This window comes from Streptomyces sp. NPDC002676 (assembly GCF_053592455.1).
Genome location: NZ_JBSFVT010000002.1, coordinates 298,088 through 320,131 on the forward strand (window position 1 = coordinate 298,088; position 22,044 = coordinate 320,131).

At 70.5% G+C, this 22,044-nt stretch carries 22 protein-coding genes; 14 read left to right on the top strand and 8 right to left on the bottom strand.

Annotated features, from left to right (window positions below; genetic code table 11):
• The first annotated feature begins 170 nt into the window (after positions 1-170).
• Positions 171-1,370 carry a GDSL-type esterase/lipase family protein gene (locus ACWD3E_RS08405; RefSeq protein ID WP_451386760.1) on the top strand — a complete coding sequence of 400 codons (1,200 nt, stop codon included), beginning with the start codon at positions 171-173 and terminating at the stop codon, positions 1,368-1,370.
• A 134-nt stretch (positions 1,371-1,504) separates the two neighbouring features.
• Here the strand turns inward: ACWD3E_RS08405 and ACWD3E_RS08410 are convergent, their stop codons facing one another.
• Entirely contained in the window at positions 1,505-2,305 is an 801-nt protein-coding gene (locus tag ACWD3E_RS08410; protein ID WP_451386761.1) for a thioesterase family protein, read from the bottom strand.
• 148 nt (positions 2,306-2,453) lie between these two features.
• Between ACWD3E_RS08410 and msrA the strand changes: the two genes are divergently transcribed.
• From msrA to ACWD3E_RS08430, 4 genes are all read left to right on the top strand, one after another.
• A complete protein-coding gene (gene msrA / locus ACWD3E_RS08415; protein WP_451386762.1) occupies positions 2,454-2,975 on the top strand; it encodes a peptide-methionine (S)-S-oxide reductase MsrA in 522 nt (173 codons plus the stop codon).
• 211 nt (positions 2,976-3,186) lie between these two features.
• Positions 3,187-3,873: a FadR/GntR family transcriptional regulator gene (locus ACWD3E_RS08420; RefSeq protein ID WP_451386763.1), complete on the top strand. Its 687-nt coding sequence runs from the start codon at positions 3,187-3,189 to the stop codon at positions 3,871-3,873.
• Complete coding sequence (locus ACWD3E_RS08425; RefSeq protein ID WP_451386764.1) at positions 3,870-5,309, top strand: hypothetical protein; 1,440 nt, start codon at positions 3,870-3,872, stop codon at positions 5,307-5,309. Before ACWD3E_RS08420 ends, ACWD3E_RS08425 begins: the two co-directional genes overlap by 4 nt.
• Positions 5,306-7,138, top strand: coding sequence for a GMC family oxidoreductase N-terminal domain-containing protein (locus tag ACWD3E_RS08430; protein WP_451386765.1), 1,833 nt, complete (start codon positions 5,306-5,308; stop codon positions 7,136-7,138). The genes ACWD3E_RS08425 and ACWD3E_RS08430 overlap by 4 nt, the downstream gene beginning before the upstream one ends.
• Positions 7,139-7,159: 21 nt before the next feature.
• Here the strand turns inward: ACWD3E_RS08430 and ACWD3E_RS08435 are convergent, their stop codons facing one another.
• Both ACWD3E_RS08435 and ACWD3E_RS08440 read right to left on the bottom strand, forming a co-directional pair.
• A complete protein-coding gene (locus ACWD3E_RS08435; protein ID WP_451386766.1) occupies positions 7,160-8,368 on the bottom strand; it encodes an SUKH-4 family immunity protein in 1,209 nt (402 codons plus the stop codon).
• 108 nt (positions 8,369-8,476) lie between these two features.
• Positions 8,477-9,049, bottom strand: coding sequence for an SMI1/KNR4 family protein (locus ACWD3E_RS08440; protein ID WP_451386767.1), 573 nt, complete (start codon positions 9,047-9,049; stop codon positions 8,477-8,479).
• Between the two features lie 169 nt (positions 9,050-9,218).
• On the opposite strand from ACWD3E_RS08440, the gene ACWD3E_RS08445 reads away from it, so the two are divergent.
• The 3 genes from ACWD3E_RS08445 (at position 9,219) to ACWD3E_RS08455 (ending at position 11,852) form a co-directional block, all read left to right on the top strand.
• The gene (locus ACWD3E_RS08445; protein WP_451386768.1) at positions 9,219-9,737 is read left to right on the top strand and encodes an AMIN-like domain-containing (lipo)protein; all 519 of its coding nucleotides are present in this window, start codon (positions 9,219-9,221) and stop codon (positions 9,735-9,737) included.
• Between the two features lie 176 nt (positions 9,738-9,913).
• On the top strand, positions 9,914-11,254 hold the full coding sequence (locus tag ACWD3E_RS08450; RefSeq protein WP_451386769.1) for a diacylglycerol/lipid kinase family protein: 1,341 nt from the start codon (positions 9,914-9,916) through the stop codon (positions 11,252-11,254).
• Positions 11,247-11,852, top strand: coding sequence for a phosphatase PAP2 family protein (locus tag ACWD3E_RS08455; RefSeq protein ID WP_451386770.1), 606 nt, complete (start codon positions 11,247-11,249; stop codon positions 11,850-11,852). Before ACWD3E_RS08450 ends, ACWD3E_RS08455 begins: the two co-directional genes overlap by 8 nt.
• A gap of 1 nt (position 11,853) precedes the next feature.
• Here ACWD3E_RS08455 and ACWD3E_RS08460 read toward each other — a convergent pair whose 3' ends face one another.
• Together ACWD3E_RS08460 and ACWD3E_RS08465 are read right to left on the bottom strand one after the other, a co-directional pair.
• The gene (locus ACWD3E_RS08460) at positions 11,854-13,152 is read right to left on the bottom strand and encodes a phosphatase PAP2 family protein (RefSeq protein ID WP_451386771.1); all 1,299 of its coding nucleotides are present in this window, start codon (positions 13,150-13,152) and stop codon (positions 11,854-11,856) included.
• A 151-nt stretch (positions 13,153-13,303) separates the two neighbouring features.
• On the bottom strand, positions 13,304-14,254 hold the full coding sequence (locus ACWD3E_RS08465; RefSeq protein WP_451386772.1) for a DUF6924 domain-containing protein: 951 nt from the start codon (positions 14,252-14,254) through the stop codon (positions 13,304-13,306).
• 114 nt (positions 14,255-14,368) lie between these two features.
• Between ACWD3E_RS08465 and ACWD3E_RS08470 the strand changes: the two genes are divergently transcribed.
• Positions 14,369-14,941, top strand: a complete 573-nt coding sequence (locus ACWD3E_RS08470; protein WP_451386773.1) for a hypothetical protein — start codon at positions 14,369-14,371, stop codon at positions 14,939-14,941.
• 23 nt (positions 14,942-14,964) lie between these two features.
• The gene (locus tag ACWD3E_RS08475; protein WP_451386774.1) at positions 14,965-15,393 is read left to right on the top strand and encodes a hypothetical protein; all 429 of its coding nucleotides are present in this window, start codon (positions 14,965-14,967) and stop codon (positions 15,391-15,393) included.
• Positions 15,394-15,397: 4 nt separating this feature from the next.
• Here the strand turns inward: ACWD3E_RS08475 and argF are convergent, their stop codons facing one another.
• A complete protein-coding gene (gene argF, locus ACWD3E_RS08480; protein ID WP_451386775.1) occupies positions 15,398-16,390 on the bottom strand; it encodes an ornithine carbamoyltransferase in 993 nt (330 codons plus the stop codon).
• A 392-nt stretch (positions 16,391-16,782) separates the two neighbouring features.
• On the opposite strand from argF, the gene ACWD3E_RS08485 reads away from it, so the two are divergent.
• The 4 genes from ACWD3E_RS08485 to ACWD3E_RS08500 all read left to right on the top strand — a co-directional run bounded on the left by ACWD3E_RS08485 (position 16,783) and on the right by ACWD3E_RS08500 (position 21,054).
• Entirely contained in the window at positions 16,783-17,190 is a 408-nt protein-coding gene (locus ACWD3E_RS08485) for a DUF3224 domain-containing protein (RefSeq protein ID WP_451386776.1), read from the top strand.
• 239 nt (positions 17,191-17,429) lie between these two features.
• On the top strand, positions 17,430-18,446 hold the full coding sequence (locus ACWD3E_RS08490) for an NAD-dependent epimerase/dehydratase family protein (protein ID WP_451386777.1): 1,017 nt from the start codon (positions 17,430-17,432) through the stop codon (positions 18,444-18,446).
• Between the two features lie 332 nt (positions 18,447-18,778).
• Positions 18,779-19,135 carry an LPXTG cell wall anchor domain-containing protein gene (locus tag ACWD3E_RS08495; protein WP_451386778.1) on the top strand — a complete coding sequence of 119 codons (357 nt, stop codon included), beginning with the start codon at positions 18,779-18,781 and terminating at the stop codon, positions 19,133-19,135.
• A 251-nt stretch (positions 19,136-19,386) separates the two neighbouring features.
• Positions 19,387-21,054: a sigma-70 family RNA polymerase sigma factor gene (locus tag ACWD3E_RS08500; RefSeq protein WP_451386779.1), complete on the top strand. Its 1,668-nt coding sequence runs from the start codon at positions 19,387-19,389 to the stop codon at positions 21,052-21,054.
• Positions 21,055-21,056: 2 nt separating this feature from the next.
• On the opposite strand, the gene ACWD3E_RS08505 is transcribed toward ACWD3E_RS08500, so the two are convergent.
• Positions 21,057-21,404, bottom strand: a complete 348-nt coding sequence (locus ACWD3E_RS08505; protein ID WP_451386780.1) for a DUF1330 domain-containing protein — start codon at positions 21,402-21,404, stop codon at positions 21,057-21,059.
• Positions 21,405-21,497: 93 nt separating this feature from the next.
• On the bottom strand, positions 21,498-21,959 hold the full coding sequence (locus ACWD3E_RS08510; protein WP_451386781.1) for a nuclear transport factor 2 family protein: 462 nt from the start codon (positions 21,957-21,959) through the stop codon (positions 21,498-21,500).
• Positions 21,960-22,044: the final 85 nt, after the last annotated feature.

Consider the following 22,044-nt stretch of genomic DNA (forward strand, 5'->3'; position numbering starts at 1 on the left):
CACGTGGTCGAAAAGCAGCCGTCCGCTACCTAGCGGTAACAAGGCTCGGCATGTCAGATTCCTGCCTGCCACCGGCCGGCGGCTCCACCCTCACCCGCGCGCCACCCCGTCCAGGGGATCTCCCTGCCTGTCTGGAGATGCCCTGGCATGGCCGAACGACGGAGTTCACCGTGCCCGGATTCCTGCCCTCCCTGGCCCGCGCCCAAGCGCGGGGCCGCGCCCGCTTCCGCAGACGGTTCCTCATCGCCCTGACCGCCTCGTCCCTGGTCGGCGCCGGGCTGGCCGCCGCCCCGTCTGCCTCTGCGAGCCCTGGAAACGGGCCCACCGCCATCGTCTCCATGGGCGACAGCTACATATCCGGCGAGGCCGGCCGGTGGCGCGGCAACAGCCTCGACAACAGCGGCAGCCGCAACGGGACCGACCGGGCCTGGACCGGCAGCACGTACGATCCGACGCTCGTGTACGGCGACACCGCCGCCAACGGCTGTGACCGCTCCGACTCCGCCGAGGTCGACAGCGCCACCGGCACCGGGGTCCAAGCGTCCGTCAACCTCGCCTGCTCCGGCGCGACCACGGCCAACGTCTTCCGCTCCGTCGCGGGTGGCCAGTCGTACAAGGGCGAGGCGCCACAGGCCGACCGCCTCGCCACCGTCGCCCAGTCGTACGACGTCAAGGCCATCGCCCTGTCCATCGGCGGCAACGACCTCGGCTTCAGCGACGTCATAGCGACGTGCGCGAAGGACTACATCGTCTGGTACTCGTACTGCTACGACGACCAGCAGGCGGTCGTGGACTCGAAGATCGACGCCGCGATGGCCGATGTCGGCAAGAGCATCGACGAGATCCGTACGGTGATGAGCGCGGCCGGATACGGTTCCGGTTCGTACCGGATCATCCTCCAGTCCTACCCTTCCCCCATCCCGCGCGGCACCGAGAACCGCTACAGCGAGAGCGGCTGGTCCCGTGTCAACACCGGCGGCTGCCCGTTCTGGAACAAGGACTCCGACTGGGCCCGCGACTCCCTCGTCCCGCAGATCGCAGGCCGGTTGCGCCAGGTCGCCACCTCCAAGGGCGTCGAGTTCCTCGACCTGAGCGACATGCTCCAGGGCCGTGAGGTGTGCGCCAGGACGAGCAGCCTGGTCACCTCGACGCAGGCGCCGTCCGCCACCGGCAGCGAGTGGGCCCGCTGGATCGACAGCAACGAGACCCAGGGCCCCGTCCAGGAGTCCATGCACCCCAACTACTACGGCCAGCTCGCTCAGGGCCGCTGCCTCACCCTGGCCTACGCGGGGACGCCGGGCGGCAACCACAGCTGCCGCAACACACCCGGGGCCGGAACCTCGGGAATGTACCTGACCACCACGCCCTGACAGACCTGAGGCTCGACGCCTCAGTGGGCGCCCCGGGCTCGGCTCGTTGTCTTCAGCGAACGGCCCAGGGCGCCGCTGGGCGCGGCGGGACAGGCCGACACGCATCGCGCCCGTCCAGCCGGCCCTGAGTGGTCTCAGTCGCGCGCGGCCACGTACAGGCTCTGGGTACTGCGGCCGAGCGGGCCCTTCTCGTCGTGCAGGGCCGACTCCGCGAGGCCGGTGCCCGCGCCGTCCACCATCGTCCGGGCGTCCAGGCAGACCCACTCGCCCACGGGGTGGCGGTGCAGGCTGACGGTGAGGTCGGCGTTGATGAAGACGTAGCGCCGGAAGTCCAGCTCGGCGCTGACGCCGTTGCCCGAGTCGGCAGCCGTCAGCACCCGGCTGAGCGGCGTGATCTCCTCGCCCGCGACCAGGGGCACCCTCATGCGCATCCACGCTGTGGCCGGGCCGGACTCGAGGAACGAACCGGCGGCGAAGCGCAGTTCCATGGCGGTGTGATAGCCCTGGTCCCACGGGACCGGGAAGAACGCCTGCGTGGATGCGGCCCCGGGCCCGGGCACCTGCGGGCCCCGCGCCACCTCCGGCACCGACCCCGGCGCGGTCTTCATCAGCAGAGCCGTCGCCCGCATCACCTCCTGGCCGCCGTCGGGTGTCAGAGTGACCTCCACGAGCTCGACGCTGCGCCCGGCGCGCAGCACGCGCGTGGCCACGGTCAGCGGCCGTATCGGGACCGGGCGCATGATCTCGTACGTGAGCCGGACGACCCGCATGTCCGGCCGACCGCCCGGCCGCTGCTCGACGGCGAGAGCGAGCAGTGCGGCCGGCGGGCCGGCGTGCTGGGAGGCTGCGTCCCAGGGCCCCCGGGTGTAAGCGGTGGGCACGAAGCGGTCCGTTGCCTCCCGCTCGTAGAAGGCCTCGGCTTCCGACACCGTCATGGCTGTCCTCCTGTCACGCGGACTGTCCGCCCCACCCATGATACTAAGCGCTTGCTTACTGCGCCGGTAGATCGCAGTAAGGTGGATGAACGTGCAGTGGGCACGTCAGCGACCGTGCCGGGTCGGCTCGAATACGAGGGAGCAGACGATGACAGTGGGAACCGAGCGAGCCGTGCTCGCGGGTGGCTGTTTCTGGGGTATGCAGGACCTGATCCGCAAGCAGCCGGGCGTGGTGTCCACCCGTGTCGGGTACTCCGGCGGTGACACGCCGAACGCCACGTACCGTAACCACGGGGACCACGCCGAGGCCATCGAGATCCTCTTCGATCCCACGGCCACGAGCTACCGCGAGATCCTGGAGTTCTTCTTCCAGATCCACGACCCGACCACGAAGGACCGCCAGGGCAACGACATCGGCCGTAGCTACCGGTCCGCCATCTACTACACCGACGAAGATCAGCACACCGTCGCCGTGGACACGATCGCGGACGTCGAGGCGAGCGGGCTGTGGCCGGGGAAGGTGGTCACGGAGGTCGAGCCGGTGAGCGACTTCTGGGAGGCCGAGCCCGAGCACCAGGACTACCTGGAGCGCTACCCGAACGGCTACACGTGCCACTTCCCGCGCCCCGGCTGGAAGCTGCCGCGTCGAGCCTCGTCCGGGACGGACTGAGGTCGCAGCCGGCCCCGTCGGCGGCGACAGACACGGCCCGGCCGCCTCGGCCGCTGGGCCGTGTCGCCCGTGGGCGGCGCCGCTGAGGTTCATCCGACCTTGGTCTGCGGCGAGTTGGGCCGCGGGAAGTGCATCTGACCGGTGCACGGCCATTGACTCCGCCGACGCCTGTTGGTTGAGTGGCTGATCCACTCAGCCACTGGAGGACGGCGTGGAGGCACTCCCCCGCGAGACCATCGTCGATGTCCTGGAGAACCGTCTGCGTGAGGACATCCTCACCGGACGCCACCCGGCAGGCAGTTACCTGCCCCCGGAGCGCACACTGGCAGGCGGCTACGGCGTCACCCGCACCACCCTCAAGCACGCCTTCGGGCGTCTGGCGCAGGCCGGACTGCTGGAGACCCGGCACGGCGTGGGCACCCGCGTACGGGACTACCTGCGCCTCGGCGGCGCCGACCTGCTGCCGATGCTCGTACGGCACAGCCCCGACTGGATCGGTGAGGTCTTCGAAGTGCGGCGCAGCATCGGAGCGTTGATCGCCGAGCGCGCCGCGGCTCGGGCGACCGACCGGCAACGGGCCGAACTGCGCACCCTGTTGACAGCCGTGGGGGAAGCGGCGGACCCGGATGCCGTACAGCTCGCGGACATCGAGGTCCACCGGGCCCTGGCCCGCGCCACCGGTAACCGCGTCTACGTCCTGCTGACCAACACTCTGTTCAACGCCTATCTGCCGGTGCGTGCCGCGCTCAGGGGGCCGTTCACGGACGCCGAAGTGGCCCGTGGCCGCCTGGAGTTGGTGGTCGATGCCGTCGTGGCCGGTGACGAGCCCGGCGCCCGGGCCGCGGCCGAGCAGTATCTGAGCGCGACCGAGCGGATCATGCTGGAGGGGCTGGCATGAGCGCGGACCCGACCTCACTCACGAGAGCCGGCAACGGCTCCCCCGCCCGCGGCACAGTCTTCAGCGAGACGATGCTCGGCACCCTGCGCCTGGACGACGAGGCTCGCACCCGCCGGGTCCGCCTCGATCTGACGGTCTCGGCGGACGGCTTCCTGCGGCTCCTCGGTACGACCAAGGCCCGCGCCACCGGCCGGATACGCATCGCCGACTGGGCCGCCGACCCGTACGCCGAGGGCGAGTTGGAGATCTCGCCGCTGGCGCGACGCCGTATCCGCTACCGCATCGCATTCACCGCCGACGGCCGCCGGCTCACCCTCGACGGCTGGAAGTCCATCACCGCGCGCCGGCCCGTGGCCTCGATGACCGTACTGCCGTACACCCTCTACGAGGACGGCGCGCGGCTCGGCACGGGCACCCTGCGCTTTCCCCTCGGCACGCAACTCCTCCCGTTCCTGGCCAGTTTCCGCTTCCCGCGCCGGGAGGATCCCGATGCGTTCCTCGCGCCCCGCTGGCGTGGCGAGCCGGGCCGTACCGAGGTCTGGTACACCACCCTCACCGACCCGGACAGCGGCAGTGGGCTGTGGCTGCACCACGAACTGACCGCGCCCGCCGACGGGTCCGCGCCCTACGCCCACGGCTGGGCCGCGGTCTTCCCCAAGGACGGCCCCGTACGGCACGCCCGTTTCGGCCCCGCCGAATGGAGTGCCGATGAGTCCGGTTTCAGCGCCGCCGGGTGCGTCGTACGGCACGGTCGCCTGTCCGGAACGGCCGAGGGCGGTGCGCTGCGCTGGGACCTGACCGAACGGATCGCGGACGAGCCGCTGTTCACCTTCCCACGCTGGTCCTGGCGCCGACCGCTACTGCCTGCCGCCCAGATGCTGCCCGGCGCGCGAGCCTTCTACGACGGCAGCTTCACCCTTGACGACACAACGCTGACGCTCGCCGCGGCCCCTGGTGCCTCGGCCCGGATCTACGGTCACGGCAACGCCCGCCGCTGGGCCTGGCTGCACGCCGACCTCGGCGGCGGAGACGTCCTGGAGATCGTGGCCGCCGTCTCGATGCGCCCGGGCCTACGTGCGCTTCCCCCTTTGGTCTTCCTCCGGCTGCGCCGGAAGGGCCGCACCTGGCCCCGTCGGCCCGAGCGGCCGGCCGTCGGGTGGGCCGGCGTGTGGCGCTTCCGGGCCGGCATCTCCTTGCCCACCTGGACAGTCACGGGCCGCGCCGGTCTGCGCCGGATCCGGGTCGAGGTGACCCAGCCCGCGGACCGTACCCTCGCCCTGGACTACACCGACCCCGACGGCCGGCACGCGACGTGCCGCAACAGCGAACGCGCCGACGCGTACGTCCTGCTCGAGCGGTGGTGGTTCGGCGGCTGGCGTACCGAGGCCGAATGGACGCTGGACGGCACGGCCCACGCGGAGGTGGGTACACGATGAGTCTCACCGGCTTGGTGGCCGCCCTCATCGCCGACGACGGCACCGCCGACTGGCCTCGGCGTGTCCCCGCCAGACTGGAGAAGGTCCTCGACGCGATGCCGTTCGCCGCCCGGACCGGCCTCCGGGCAGCGGCGCGCGGGGTGGACGCCTACGCCATGGCCCGCACCGGTCGCACCCTGGCCGGGCTCACCACGTCCGAACGGGAGTCCGTACTGGGCGAATTGGCCGCCCGGCCGACGCTTCTCCCCCTCCTGGACGTCCTCAAGGTGCCCGTCCTTCTGGCAGCCGGGACCGAGCGGATGCTCCAGGCCGGTCCCGCCCCGCGCGGCCTCACTCGCCAGGACCTGCCGCTCGACCTGACACCCGCTCCCGACTGGCCCGCTCGCTCCACCGCCGACGCCGTGGTCATCGGCTCGGGCGCGGGCGGGGCGATGGCCGCGCGGACCCTGGCGCGGGCCGGACTCGACGTCGTCGTCCTCGAAGAAGGTCTGCACCACTCCACCGAGTCGTTCGGCCGGCGCACGCCCCTCGACCGGTTCACCGCGCTGTACCGGGACGGTGGAGCGAGTGTCGCCGTCGGGAGACCACCGCTGCTGCTGCCGACGGGCCGAGCCGTCGGCGGCACCACGGTCGTCAACTCCGGTACCTGCTACCGCACTCCCGGCCAGGTCCTCGCCCACTGGAGCAACGACCTCGGATTCACGCTCGCCGACGGCTTCGACCGCCATCTGGACGAGGTCGAGCGGACCCTGCGAGTGGCCACCCAACCCGTCGACGTCCTCGGCAACAACGGGCGCATCGCGCTCACCGGCGCCCGCGAGCTGGGCTGGCAGGCGGCACCCCTGCGCCGCAACGCACCCGGCTGCCAGGGCTCCTGTCAGTGCGTGGTCGGCTGCCCGACCGGCGCCAAACAGAGCGTGCAGCTGTCCGTGCTGCCCGACGCCTGTGCCGCCGGGGCCCGCATCGTCACGGGAGCGCGGGTGGAGCGCATCCTCGTCGACGCGGACCGTCCGGGCGGCCCGCGGGCGGCAGGGGTGCGCGTACGACGGGAGGGCGGCGAGTTCGAGATCCTCGCCCCTCTGGTGGTCGTCGCGGCAGGTGCGCTTCAGTCCCCGCCGCTGCTACGCCGCTCCGGCCTCGGCCGGCACCCTCGCCTCGGCCGCAACCTCAGCGTCCACCCGGCCACGAGCGTCGCCGGGCGCTTCGCCGAACCGGTGACCGCCTGGGAGGGCGTGCTGCAGAGCGTCGGAGTGGAGGAGCATCACGCGGACGGCGTCCTCATCGAGGCCACCGCCACCCCGCCCGGCATGGGCTCTTTCGTCCTCCCCGGACTGGGCGACGAACTGCGCCGCGAACTGGAGCACGCCGACCGTCTCGCCACCCTCGGCGCGATGATCGCCGACCGCCCCTCCGGTCGTGTCCTCGGCCGTGACCGCACGCTGGTCCGTTACGACGTGGACCGCCGCGACGCGGGGCGCCTGATACGGGCCGTCCACACCATGGGCGAGCTGCTGTTCGCGGCGGGTGCCGAGGAAGTACTCACCGGCATCCCCACCACACCTCGCGTAGGCAGCCTCGCGGAACTGGACGCCGTCCTCGCGGGCACGAGCGTGCGGCACCTCCATCTGTCCGCCTACCACCCCACCGGGACGGTTGCCGCGGGCGCGAACGCGCGGGACTTTCCCGCCGACCCGTTGGGCCGGCTCCGCGGAGTGCACGGCGTACTGATCGCGGATGCCTCAGTGCTCCCCAGCTGCCCGCAGGTCAACCCCCAACTGAGCGTCATGGCCGCGGCCCTGGCGATCACCGAGGCGTATCTGCCTGCATGAGAACCACCATGCGTAGCCGTGTCAGAGCACGCCGCCGGCCTCATCGTGGAAGACCTCCGGCCAGTACCGGTAGTCGTCCGGGCCCTCGGCAGGGCGGCAGGCTATCGGGTCGACCGAAGCCAGCACCTCGATCATGGTGTCTGCGAGCTGGTGATAGAAGTCCCCGGTGAAGTTGTGCTCCTTGTCGAGGTCCTGTTCCCGCTGGTGCAGCCAGAGCGTGAAGGCGAGCGTGGAGATGTCGGCGTTGACCGGCACGATGTGGTCGGCACCCAGCTCCGTGTAGAACAGGGCACCGGTCCGGCCGTCGATGAGGAGGTCGAGGTCGTGGACCAGCCCGCCGAGGACCACCAGGTGCTCCGCGTCCGGCGGCAACTGCTCGCTGCCGTCCCACAGATGGGCGTGCTGGGGATTGCCCTGCGACTCGGCCCAGTCCTGCGGGAGCGTGGCCAGGGGCTCCGGCTCGGGGCCGTAGAACATGAACCCCCCGCCGGGCAGGCCCACTTCGGTCAGGAAGCGGCGGGTCGGCGTGTGGGTGAGGGCAGACGGCAGCTGGTCGTCCGTGAGCCGCACCATGTTCTGGGCCCCGAACACCCCGTCCAGCAGACCTTCCGGCAGCTCCAGTGCCAGCCCCCGCCCAGGCCCGGCGATCAGGCCGAGCGGACGCATCACCGCCGCGATCCGCCAGAACGCCGGTATCGGATTGTCCCAGTCGGACCGCCGGGCGGCCGGACCCCAGCCGTCCTCGTCCCATACTTCCGCGGCAAACACCGCGGTCAGCAGCCGCTCCGCCTCCCGTACCACCTCGGGGCCCGACCGCCCCGCCAGGGCGGCGAACCTGCCGCGCAGGCCCCGGAATTCGTCCACCGCGGCGAGGAAACGGGCCAGCGCCCCGACCGACGGTGCCAGCGGGAACAGCTCCGCGCCGCCCGGCGACTTCTCGTAGAGCCACATGCTGAACACTCGGCCGGTGACGCCATCGAGGACGACCTCCTCGCCCTCCTCATCCCCCTCGACGATCAGGTGGCCGATCAACAGCAGCCCCGCGAGATCCTGATCGAGCTCCGCGGGGTCACCGCCCAGTACGGTCAGATGCTCACGAATGGTCAGCAGCGACGGCCCGGTGAGCGGGCGGAAGTTGACCAGACCGTGGCCGTCCAACCGCTCACCCTGGGCCAGGGCTCGGCGGGTCGGTTCGTGGACAATCGACGGATGCAGTGCGTGGCTTGGCATGACAACGCTGGTCGCGGACATGGTTCCCCCGTGCTGTGAGGTCGAGCGATGGCTCCACCATAGGAGGGCCCACTGACAATCCACCGGCAGAAGCCCGCAGCGTCCCGGTCAGTGGAACGCCCGGTCCCCATCGCACGGGCTCTCCAGCCATTCGGTGTACCAGGCGCGGAAGCTGGGGCTCACCGGGACGAAGCCGCTCCAGTCCGGATCGATCTGCCAGATCTCACCGGCTCGGGGGCCGTTCAGGACCAGCCGGAGGTAGATGCCGCAGCCCTGTTCGGCCAGCATGAGCGTTCCCGGCAGCAGAGCGGCCAGTTCGCCCATCCGGCCGGGCAGGGGTCCGGTGAGGGGGAACGGCTTGGCAAGTCGGCCCGGCAGACGGTCTTCCTCCCACTCATCGTCCACCGCCCACTCCTCGCCGGCCTCCGGGCGAGGGACGGTCAACGGCATCAACCCGTGGCAGGGGCCGGCGGGACCGTCGCCCACCTCCGTGACGAAGGACCGGTACTCCGTCGGCAGATCGATGCCGTGGGTTTCCTCGAACGCCCGGATCTCAGCCTCCGGCAGCGCAGGCGCCAGCTCGTACCGGTGCGTGGCTGCCCCGAAGCGCTCCCGCCGCGGGTCCCGTGCCGCCATCTCCCGTATCCGAGCGCGTACGCCGTCCCCGTCCCAGCTCACCATCCGGAGACTGTAACAATGGCCCGTCGCGGGGCAGGCGCACGGTGAAGGCGCCGTCGCTGGATCATGGGACGCGGCCAAGTATGTCCGCAACGCGATGCAACCGTATGGTTCAGCCGAATGTCCCCCATAGTGACATCACTGTCCCCATACAGGAAGATCGGGGGGCGATATGCAACACCACCCGCGCCGCGCGGCCGTCGCCGCGGGCCTCCTTCTCACCGCAGCCGTCGGCGCCACGATTCCCGCCTCGGCCGCCACGCAGACCGGGTCAACCACGCAGGCCCCGGCAACCGCACTCGTCGTCAACGCCCGATGGGGCGGGCACTGCACCTTCGACCGGCTCGTCATCGACGTCCGCGGCAGCATGCCCAAGGTCACCGTGGCTCCGGTCAAGGAACTGCGCTACGACGCCTCCGGGGAGCGGGTCCCGCTGCCCGGCAAGCACTTCCTTCAGATAAGGCTCGCTCCAGCCGCCGCGCACAACGCGGCAGGACAGTCGGTGTACCGAGGACCCCGGCTGGTGAAGATCCGCCTTCCCCAGCTCAGGGGCCTCGCCCTGACCGGCGACTTCGAAGGGGTGGTCGGCTTCGGAGCCGCCTTCCACACCAAGCCCGACTACCACACCTTCAAGCTCCACTCCCCGGAACGCTTCGTCCTCGACGTCAGGCACGCCAACAGCTGCGCCTGACCCGGTGCGGCAGGTTGGGGGGCACCCATGAGGGTGTCCCCCGCTGCACACTCCCGCCGGGCCGGCATGCCCCCACGATCGCCAGTGGGGGATGAACCCGGACGGCGACGCGCGGGCGGTCTGCTGCTGTAAGACGATGAACACGACGTCGGGAGGACGACATAGACAGGACGCGGATGAGGGGCCACGACGAGGGCCGGGCCGCGCGGCTGCTCGCGCTTTGTGCCGTGCTGGCGGCGATCGGCGCCGTGGTCGTGCTGCTGATCGCGCTGGCAGAGGGCGGGCTGTGGCTCATCGCGGCCGGGTTCCTCGGCCTGATCGTCTGCGCCTGTGGCGTCTGGTGGTTCCTGGCGCACCGCGGCGCGGTGCGGCTGTTCGGGGCGCTCGTCGCGGTCGCCGCACCCATCGGCGTCCTGGTGCTCTTCGTGCAGGGCAGCCTGTGGCTGACGGCACTGATCTCGAGCCTGTGCTGGAGCGCGACGCTGGCCTGTGCCCGGGCGGCGCTGCGCAGGTCGCGTCCGGAGCAGCCCATGCGGGCGACTGCCGCGGCCCGGCCGAAGCGGCCTGTCCTCATCATGAATCCGAAGTCCGGGGGCGGGAAGGTCGACCGCTTCGGGCTCGTCGAGCGGGCGGAGGAGCTGGGCGCACGGGTGATCCTGTTCGACCCGTCCGTCCCGACCGACGTCGCCGCGCTGGCGCGCAAGGCTGTCGCCGAGGGCGCGGACCTGCTCGGCGTGGCGGGCGGCGACGGCACCCAGGCGCCGGTCGCGGCGGTCGCCGCCGAGCACAACCTGCCGTTCCTGGTGGTCAGCGCCGGCACCCGCAACCACTTCGCCATGGACCTCGGCCTCGACCGGTCCGACCCGACCCGCTGCCTCGACGCGCTGACCGACGGCGAGGAGCTAAGGGTCGATCTCGGCGACGTCGCGGGCCGCGCCTTCGTCAACACCGTGTCGTTCGGGGTGTACGCGGACGTCGTGCAGCGCCCCGAGTACCGCGACGACAAGGCGGGCACGGTGCTGAACCTCATGCCGGACCTGCTGGTCGGCGAGGGGGTACGGCTGCTCGACGCACGGGTGGACGACACCCCGCTCCTGTCCCAGCAGGCGTTGCTGGTCAGCAACAACCCGTACGCCTCCCCCGACGAGCTCAGCGGCGCCCGTCGGCCCCGACTCGACGGCGGTGAGCTGGGCGTGCTGGGGATCCGGGTGGAGGGGGCGGCGCAGGCCGCGGACCTGGCCGTACGGGGCTCGCGCTCCACGGGGCTGACCGTCATGACCGCGCAGCGGGTCGAGGTGACCGCCGAGGCGGACGAGATTTCCGTGGCGGTGGACGGCGAGGCGCTGCAGATGCCCACGCCGGTCGGGTGCTCGCTGCGCCGGGGCGCACTGCGGGTCCTGGTACCGCGTGACCGTCCGGGCGTCGTGGTTCCCGCGCCGCCCGTGAACTGGCGGCAGCTCGTCGACCTCGCGTTCGGCCGCACCGAGCGAACGTCCGAAGGAGAGACCCGTGCCTGACGGGAACACCGCCCCGCCCACCGCATCGGTCCGCCGGACCGTGGCCGCCGTGCTCGGCGACCTCCGTGCGATCGACGGGGCCCTGTACGCGGCGGTGGCCGCCACCCCCACGCCGACGCTGGACCGCGCACTGCGGCGGCTGTCGCACGCGGCCGACCACTCGAAGATCTCGCTGACCGTCGCGGCGGGCCTCGCCCTCAGGCCCGGCCGTCCCCGTCGCGCGGCGGTGGCCGGGGTCGGCGCGGTCGCGCTGGCCTCGGCCGCGGCGAACCTGTTCGGCAAGCGGCTGGTCCGTCGGCGGCGGCCCGACCGGGAACGGGCCCGGGTGGCCGTGGACCGGCACGTGCCCATGCCGAAGTCGGCGTCCTTCCCGTCCGGCCACACGGCATCGGCGACCGCGTTCGCCACCGCCGTCGGAGTCGTGCTGCCCCCGGCCGCGGTGCCGCTCGGGGCGCTGGCGGTCGCCGTCGGCTACTCCCGGGTCCACACGGGCGTGCACTACCCCGGCGACGTCGCGGCCGGCGCGGTCCTCGGCTTTGCGGCCGCGGCAACGTCCCTCGCCGTCGTGCAGGTTCCCCTGCACCACTTCACGATGTGACTCAAACCGGTTCGGGTTGCGGTTCCAATTGCCGCACCGGTGCGGCCTTCGGTTCCCACAGTCTGGTGGTCTGCACGTAGCCGTAGACCACTGAGGTCATCGCCAGAATGAGAAGTGGTCCGAACACCCACGGATGTTCGGCCATCTGCATCGGCAGATAGCGATACGACACCAGGAGCGCGGCGAAGACCGCTGCGCCATGGGCGACCAGCTGGATTCGTGACCGATCCCAGCCGCGTTCGACCGAGCGCAGGGCTGCCTCGACCGTGAGCGCGAACACCACGCCGGCTATGAGATCCGCGCCGTAGTGATAGCCGAATCCCAGCGTTGCGCCGAGTGTCGATATCAGCCAGAACACGCCTGCGAATCGCAGAATCCGTGGGCCCTTGCGGGAATGAATGAAGATCGTGGTGGCCCATGCCGTGTGCAGGCTGGGCATGCAGTTGCGTGGGGTGACCTCGTCGAACAGCATCTGGTGCGGGGCGTTGATCGGCGGCGGCGTGTCCGGCCACAGGTTGGCCAACGCCCAGTGCCCGCCGCCGGTGCCGAAGGCGCCGGGGCCGTAGGCGAAGACCGGTCCGACCACCGGGAAGAGCATGTAGATGGCCGGCCCCAGGAGGCCGATCGCCAGAAAGGTGCGCACCAGATGGTGGCTCGGGAAGCGGCGCTCGACCGCCACGTTGCGCAGCTGGTACAGCGCGACGACGACCGCGGCCACCGCGAGCTGAACGTAGACGAAGTCCAGAACATGGGGGCCGATCGGACCGGTGGCCCTGACTATCCTGCCTGCCAGCCACGACGGGTTGCCCAGCGCGTGATCGGCGGTCGCCACGTACTGGTCGAGCACCGCCGGGCGGGTCTTCGACGTGATCAGCAGCCAGGTGTCACCGGTCTTTCGGCCGGCCACCAGCAGCAGGCCCAGCCCGACGCCCTTCAACAGCAGGACACGTTCCTGGCCCGTGCGGCGCGTGACCGCGATGACCGCACAGCCCAACATCACCCACAACGCGCCGTTGCCGAAGGGGTGGCCGTCGGTCACTTCGACGCCGAGCGCCCACCGCGCCAATACGAAGGCGACATCGATGCCGATCGCGACACCGGCTGCAATGAACCGTTGCCGCCAGGTGAGCACCACCATCATCAACCCCATACTGGCGTACAGGAGGAAACCCGATTTGGGTGGAAATATCACCTCTCGCACCTGATTGGTGATCGGCCCCGGCAGGCCGTAGTGACGCGACGCGATCTCCAGCGCGACGAGGAATCCGAGGACCACCACACCCGCCGCGCACCACAGCATCGTCCGTGGTTGGCGCCACGCGGCAAAATCAATTCTGGATATCAATTATTTGGCCGATTTGTTAGATATTGGTCGAATAGATCACTTTTCATGCCGGATAGCACGGCTTACCGGTGAAGTACGGGCGATGGGGCGCTCGTCGTGAGACCGATCATGTTATCGGAGCGGTGTGGGAGGACTTCGCTGCCTCCACGGCGATGAAGTCGTGGAAGTCCATGTTGCTGATCTCGAGGTTGCACGCCATCGATCCGACCTCGCGGCACGGGAGGACGGCACAGTGCCCCGGGGTGTCGTACAGGTCGACGACGGTCAGCGGTCGGCCGGGCTCGGCGAAGGTCCTGGCGTCGGCGAGCGCGACCATCGTGGTGTGTTCCTCGGGCGGGACCAGCGCAGGGACCTGGCCCGGCGGGAGGCCGTCGAAGGCCCGGTCGTCGACGACCAGAGCCGTCAGCGGGTAGTGGTCCTCGTCGATCTCGTCCGGGTCCAGTTCCGTGCCGATCCAGCCCTCCTCGTCGGCCCCGCCCAGTTCGTCGAGCAGGGCGCGCCAGCCTTCCTCGTCGTCGAAGGAGGTTCGGACCAGCAGGGCCGCGGCGGTGGGGGGCAGCGTCGGGAAGGACCGGCGCGGCTGCGTCGTCGGCGTGAGGAAGGCAGGCCGGCCACCGTCTCCCTGGTACATGCCGAACCTGTCCATGCCGCGCACCAGGTCGTCGAACGCGAGCGTGCCGCCCAGCAGAGCGGCGAGGATCTCGCCGAGCCGGGCCGACGGGACCCGGACGCCGCGCCCGGGTATCGCCGCCAGGTCCACCAGCAACGGCCCGTCCCCGCCGTACACGACAGGGATGTCCACCAGTACGGCGACCGGCGGTACGAGGCCGCCGCCCGGGATGAGCGCCGGTACGTTCCCGCCGTGCAGGAAGTTCCATCCGCTGCCCTCGACCAGGCGGAGCCGCACCCCGCTGTCCCCGAGGACGAGCACGTCGCACTCCCGGCGGCCCCCGATCTCATGGAGCAGCCCGCCCCACAGGGCCTTGCCCTCCTCGTAGCACGTGCAGAGCAACAGCACTTCACCAGGCGCAGGCTGGGGAAGCTCGGGAAAGGACATGGCGCTCCTTCGAAGGACTCGCGCGGGACCACAGGACACTAGTCCACCAGTCCCGGACCTGAGCTCTTCAATGGGCCACGTGAGCGCCGTGGTTGACCCGTCTATGCTGCCGCAATGGGTCTGGATCTGAACCTGTGCATGGTGGACTGGGAACGGCTGCGGGCCGTCCCCGTCGAGGACCGGATCCAGGCACTGGACGACGCGATCTGGCCGCCGGATCAGCCGGATCAGGAGTCGGCATGGTGCGCCGAGTACCACTTCCTCAGCACCAGCGGTTCCTACAGGCCGCATGCCCGCGCGGGCGACGCCTGGGACGACATGCGGGCGCTCGTGGACGCAGCCGTGTGCGAGGCGATGGACGGGTTCCTGAACGGCCTGATCTGGGACGAGGATCCGACCGCTGACCCTGCACTGACCGGCGGCGCGGGGATCTTCCCGCCCGCCGCCGACCGCTGGCGCCCGCACATCCTTCTCGTCTGCCCGCCGGAGGCGGTATCCGGCAAGGTCCAGGCCTGGGAGCGGGTGGAGCCGCGCCTGGAGGAGTTGCGCGGTCCGTTCCGTGCGGAGTGCGAGGGCTGGGCAGGCCGCCCGGACAGCTTCGAAGAGTTCACCGCGCTCCTGCGCGAATGGGCCGAGGTGGTGAGGGAGACGGCCCGCCGTGGCTGGGGCCTGGTGGGTCTGCCGTAGCCCCGCCGCCTATGATCATGGGCATGTCCGCCCTTCAAGAGCGTTCCGCCCTCAGTCAACTGGCCCCCTATGAGCAGCTGTTGGGGTACGGCTCCGTCGTCCCCGCCAAGAGCGCCAAAGGCGTCAGCGTGAACATCGGCGGGTCCCTCGCGAACCAGCTGATGGGATCCGTCGGCGCGCAGTCCGGCGCAGCCGGCAGCATCGCCGCACAAATGCCGCACACCTCGGGCGCGCTGCTGCTGCGCGTGACCGACCAGCGGGTCGGACTCGTCCGTCCCCTGGACGGCACCCCCGTGTGGGAGGTGCCGCGGGCCTGGGTGACCCGGGTCGAACGCCGGCCCCGCACGCAGCTGATGGCCCGCTTCCGACTGCACTACGCCGACGGCTCCTGGCTCGCTTTCCTCACCATGCGACGCCGTACGATCGAACAGTTCCGCTCACTCATCGGCTGACCGGTCAGGTGGTGCGGCGGCGGGCTGTGACGATGAGGGTGTGCAGCACCGCCTGGGCAGTGGGGAGCCGGTTCGCGGCCTGGCGCCAGACCAGGGACCGGGGGCCGTCGAGCACCTCCGAGGTGATCTCCTGCCCGCGGACGGCGGGCAGGCAGTGCATGGCCACCGCCTCGCGTGGCGCATGGGCGAGCAGGGCGTCGTCAACCCGGTACGCGGCCAGGCGTTCCATCCGCTCGGCACATTCCTGCTGTCTGTCCATGGGCACCCACACCTCGGCGTAGACGGCCTGCGCGGCGCGGACGGCGTCGATCGGCTCGGTGATGAGCGACACGGAACCGCCGGTCTGCGCCATCAGTTCACGCGCCTCGCCGAGAATGTCCTCGTCCGTCTCGTAGCCGGGCGGGGTGGCGATCGCGAGGTGCATGCCTGAGGCCGCGCACGCCGCGAGGAACGAGTTGCACGTGTTGCTCGTGCCGTCCCCGATGAAGGCCGCGGTCATGCCCTCCAGGGTGCCGAAGTGCTCGCGCAGCGCGAGCAGGTCGGCGAGGGACTGGCAAGGGTGGTGGGTGTTGGACAGGGCGTTGATGACCGGCACCGTCGAGGCGTCGGCCATCTGCTCCACCGTCGTGTGGTCGAAGGTGCGCACCGAGATCGCGTCGAGATAGGACGACAGGACGCGGGCGGTGTCGGCAGCGGTCTCACCGTGACCGAACTGCAGGTCCTCGCGGTTCAGCACGATGGCCGCCATGCCGAGCCGGTGGGCGGCCACGGCCAGGGATGTGCGGGTCCGCGTGGACGGCTTCTCGAAGACGCATCCGATGGCGCCGCCCCGCAGATCGCGCTCCCACCCGAACGGCTCCTGCTTCATACCCTCGGCCAGATCCAGTAGCCCCTCCAGGGTCTGCGGGTCGAGGTCGCTCACCCGCAGCAGGTCGTCGGGGACTTTCCCCGTCACGGCCGGACGGTCGGCCTCGGTCACGGGGATCGGCTGGGTCATCGCGGTGCTCCGGCTCCGTTCGCGCGGTCGGGGGCCCGTTTTCCGTCAGTGTGCTCGGCGACTGCCCGTCGGCGCACGCCGGCAGCGCCTTACGGGTGAGACCAGAGGGAGGTCCTTTCCACATGATCAAGCTCCTGCATAGTGCGCTGCGCGTCGGGTGTGCTGAAGCACCAACCACTACGGCCAGTGGGTCGGCCACTGCGTGGCCACTCCCGGCTGGGACAGCCTCGACAGCAACTGGTGGTGGCAGGGCGAGGTGCACATCACCACCTACGCGACCGGCAACTGCTCTGGTTCCTCAAACGTCCGTTCCGGCCCCGTGGCGTGCGCGGCGGGGCCGGACGCCCCGGCGACCGGCCGCGGTTGTCAGACCCCACCGGTACTGTCGGCGCATGAGAGCTGATGGAACTTTCACCGCCAAGGCCTTCGCCCCGACCGAGATGAAGCCCGAACCAGCCATCTCCACCGGGCTTCCGGTAGGCGTCGCGACCATGGAGAAGCACTACGAAGGAGAGGTCGCGGGACGCTCAGCGACGCTCTTCACCGCCGCGTTCGACCAGAACACCGGCGTCGGCACCTACGTGGCCATGGAGTCGTTCGAAGGCTCCCTCAACGGCAGGAACGGTGCCTTCAACTTCGTACACTCGGCGACCACGTCCGGCAGCGACCGCACCGCGGAGTTCTTCACCATCGTGCCCTCCAGCGGCATCGGCGAGCTGGCCGGCATCACCGGCGCGGGTGGGATGGCCGTCGACGCCGATGGCACACACCGCATCTGGTTCGACTACGACCTCGGCTGAGCCACGACTGCGTTCGGCACCGAGCGGCTGCCCGGTGTCGGCAGCCGCGATGACTGCGGTTATCCCGGAAAGGCGGCTGCCGCAACCGGTCGCAGCCGATCGAGCTACTCGCCTGCCCTCCGCGCCGCTCCGCCAGGAGGGTGGGCTTGTCAGAGAGTCATTCCTAAATGCGGTGATAAAGGATGTCTAGCGCGTAACCGTATCTCCTGCCCTGAGTAAGCTAGTGGTAGGAGTGGGTTGTGGGTTCCATCGATGCTGTGGTGACCGGAGGCGGAGGGTTCATCGGCGGGCATCTGACTCGGGCCCTGCTCGCCGAGGGCCGCCGCGTGCGGACCGTCGACCGCAAGCCGCTGCACGCGTGGTACCAGGTCCACGACGGGGCGCAGAACGTGGTCGCCGACGTGTCCCTGCGTGACACCTGCGCCGATGTCCTGGTGGGCGGGGCCGGCGAGGTGTACCACCTCGCCGCCGACACGGGCGGTATGGGCTCCATCGAGAACAACAAGGCCGCCTGCACGCTCTCCGTCCTCTCCAGCGCACACATGCTGCTCGCCGCCAGGGACGTCGGCGTCGGCCGCTACTTCTACGCGTCATCCGCCTGCGTGTACACCGCCGACAAGCAGACCGACGCCGACGTACTCCCCTTGCGCGAGGAGGACGCCTACCCCGCCATGCCCGAGGACGGTTACGGCTGGGAGAAGCTGTTCAGCGAGCGCATGACGCGCCATTTCCGCGAGGACTACGGGCTGGCCACACGCGTCGCGCGCTACCACAACGTCTACGGCCCGCACGGCACTTGGACGGGCGGCCGGGAAATGGCACCCGCCGCGGCCTGCCGGAAGGTCGCCCTCGCCGTGCTCACCGGCGCCGACGAGGTCGAGATCTGGGGCGACGGCGAGCAGACCCGGAGCTTCACCTACATCGACGACTGCGTCGACGGCACCCTGCGTCTGACCCGCAGCAAGCACAGCGACCCGCTCAACATCGGCTCGGACCAACTGGTCTCCATCAACCAGTTGTACGCGCTCGTCGAGCAGATCGCGGGCGTCCGGCTGCGCCACCGCCACATCCCCGGCCCGCTCGGGGTGCGTGGGCGCAACAGTGACAACACCCGGATCCGCAAGGAACTCGGTTGGACCCCCGAGACCTCGCTCGCGCAGGGCCTGGAGGTGACGTACCGGTGGGTGTACGACCAGGTAAAGGCAGAGCTCGACGGATCAGATCCGGTCTCACAGTCCCGGACGGCATGCCCATGATGTGGGCCGGCCACCGCGCCGGGCCGGCCTTGGCTGCGCCGCGTCTACGGGCCGGACCTGATGTTCGCCGTCCTTCCACCCCGAGCACTTCCATGTGCTGCCGTCGCTGATCCGGCGCTTCTACAAGGCTCGAAACGTGCGGCCCGGCCCCCCGCGCACTACACCATCCGGTGGCTTATGAGCGCCACAGCATCAGATAGGCCGTGCATTTCCTGTTTGTTCCACTATCCAGTTATTAGTACTGACCTTGCCGCCAAGCTCTGATCAGTCCGAGGAAAGTGGAGAGAATGACGACATCGCCGAGACGGCCATCTGTTCTGGCCTCAGCCGCCGTGGCTGCACTGCTGGTCACCGCCCCACTGGTGAACGCGGGCTCCGCGCACGCCCGGGACCACACCCTGTACGGGGGGCCGCACCCGACCAAGACCGCCTATCCCCCCTACCCGCCGAAGCCGCCGAGGCCGCACCACCCGCACGACGAGGAGCACGGGCACCACGAGAAGCCGGAGCACGGACACCACGGGCAGCCCGGGCACGAACGCGGGGACGAACGCGGGCACGAACGCGGGCACCTCGCGAACACCGGCGACAACGGCACGAAGCAGCTGATCATGGGTGGTATTGCGGCTTCTCTGGTCGCAGCGGGCGCCGGCACCATGCTGGTCGCACGCCGTCGCCGTAGCTCATGACGGTACCCGCGGTACAGGTGGCAACTCCCAGGCGTCCCGGGTATACCCGGGACGCCGTCCCGTCGCCCATCTCAAGCACCCTCTGAAGCACCCACAACGGCCCTCACTGTGATCCCTTCCATTGCGGTCGTCGGCCGGTGCGACGAACCTCTCCTCGAACGAGTCTCCGAAAAAGCGTTATCCGGGGCTCGCCGGGCGGTCTCCCATGTGTCGGGCAGAGCCGTCCGGCTTCGAGGACAGGGAAGCTTTTGATGAGTACAGAGCACACGGTGGAGTCGGCAGCGCTGGTGACCGCTGCCCGAGCAGGCGACCCGGCGGCCCAGGACGCCCTGGTCAGCGCGTACCTTCCGCTGGTTTACAACATCGTGGGCCGTGCTCTGAACGGCTCGGTCGACGTCGACGACGTGGTGCAGGACACGATGCTCCGCGCCCTGGGCGCGCTCGGCGATCTGCGTACGCCCGAGCGCTTCCGCTCCTGGCTCGTGGCGATCGCGATGAACCAGGTCCGTGCGCACTGGCAGTCCCGGCAGTCCGCACCGGACGCCATGGAGGAAGCCGGGGATGTCGCGGACCCGGGTGCGGACTTCGTGGACCTGACGATGGTGCAGCTCCAGCTGTCCGGCCAGCGCCAGGAGACCGCGCGCGCAACTCGCTGGCTGGATCAGGACGATCGGGGACTGCTGTCGCTGTGGTGGCTGGAGTGCGCCGGTGAGCTGACCCGCGACGAGGTCGCGGCGGCCCTGGAACTCTCGCCGCAGCACGCCGCGGTGCGGGTGCAGCGGATGAAGGCGCAACTGGAGGCGGCCCGCGTGGTGGTGCGGGCGCTCGACACACAGCCGCCGTGCGAGGAACTCCGAGGCGTAGTGGCTGTCTGGGACGGCCGGCCCTCGGCACTCTGGCGCAAGCGAATAGCCCGGCACGCCCGCGGCTGCATGCGCTGCTCCGGCCTGTGGAGCGGGTTGATGCCCGCGGAGGGGCTCCTGGCCGGCCTGGCGCTGGTCCCGTTGTCGGCCGCGCTGCTCGCCAAGTGGGGTCCCACCGCGGGCAGCATGGCGATGGCGGGCTCGGCACACGCAGCGACGGCAGGCTCGATAGACGCAGGGGGTACGTCTGCGGGGCACGCCGTTACTGGCCCGGCGACCGGGCGCCGGGCCGCCCGTGGCCGGGCGGGCTCCCGCGGCGAGGCGCGCCGACGTCGGCGAATACGACGCCGGGCCGTCGGCGGCGCCGTGATCGCGGCCTGTGTCGCGGGCGGCGGACTCTGGTACTTCGAGACCGGCTCCGGGACGGGGCCCGCCGGCGCGACGACCGCACAGACCCCCGGCGATCCCGTCGCGGACCTCTCCGCCCCTCGTGAGGTCGAGACCTCTGCGCCGTCCCGGAAGCCGTCTCCCACGCCGACCGCGTCGGCAACGAAAAAGGCACCGGTCGCCAAGAAGACCCCGCGCCCCGCCAAAAAGAGCGCATCCGCTCCCGCGCAGACCGCCCGGCCCACTCGGACCGCACCCCCTGCCCCACAGGTGCCGGCGGCCCCTTCGGACACCGTGACGCAGGTGGTCGCGCTGGTGAACAAGGAGCGGGCGGCGGCAGGCTGCGGCCCCGTCACGGAGAACCCGCAGTTGGAGAAGGCGGCACAGGCCCACTCCGACGACATGGCCGCGCGCAACTTCTTCGACCACACCAACCCGGACGGCGCCGACCCGGGGCAGCGCATCACCGCCGCGGGCTACCGCTGGTCCACGTACGGGGAGAACATCGCCCGGGGCCAGCAGACCGCGCAGTCCGTGATGGACGCCTGGATGCACAGCCCCGGCCACCGCGCCAACATCCTCAACTGCGGGTTCAAGAACATCGGCGTGGGCGTCCACAAGGGCACGGGCGGCCCGTGGTGGACGCAGGACTTCGGTACGAAGCTCTGACGCTACTGAGCGGACATGGCCTCGCGCATCGCCTGTGCGGTAGCGGCGGAGTCGTAGTCCTCGGGGACGCCCGGTACCAGGATGATGTCGCCCGCGATGTGCTTCGAGCGCAGCGGTGCGATCTCCTGGTACGCGGGCGAGTCCCACCAGGCCCGGGCCTCGTCCATCCCGGGGAAGCCGATGACCACGACATGTCCGGGCCAGCTGCCCTCCTTCTCCTCGTGCGGCATGGCGTGCACCAGGAAACGGCCGCCGTAGGGCTCGAAGGTGCCGGGGATGCGCTCGATGTACTCGGCGATCTCCGGGTGCGGGGCGGCTTCCTGCAGGTGGGCTATGGCGTAGGCGGGCATGACGTCCTTCCGGTTCGATTCGACTCCGTACGCCGATCATCCTGTCAGGCGGGCGCACCGGGGTCGATGACCTGAGAGGTAAACGGGCGGGCGCTACTGGAGCGGGATGTCGATCCCGTGGTCGTCCACGGGCCGCGGACCGTGGATGCGCCTGTCGGCTTCGCTGATGGCGACGTCGTTGATACTGGCCTCGCGGCGCCGCATGAGGCCGCGCTCGTCGAACTCCCACAGTTCGTTGCCGTAACTGCGCCACGACTGGCCCGCGGCGTCGTGCCACTCGTACTGGAATCGGACGGCGATCCGGTTCTCGTCGAACGCCCAGAGGCTTTTGCGCAGCGCGTAGTCCAGTTCGTGTTCCCACTTCCGCGTCAGGAAGGCGACGATCTCCTCGCGGCCTCTGACGAACGTGTCCCGGTTCCGCCACGTCGAGTCCGGCGTGTAGGCCAGTGCCACGCGCTGGGGATCGCGGGTGTTCCAGGCGTCCTCGGCGGCCTGGACCTTCTGCAGGGCGGTCTCCCGGGTGAAGGGCGGACAGGGCGGGCGGTCTTCCGGCACTGCAACCTCCTCGCATTGAGAACGTGCGTTCTCGGTCGGTGGACGACTAAAGTAGGGAACGATCGTTCTCGACGTCAAGGAGCCC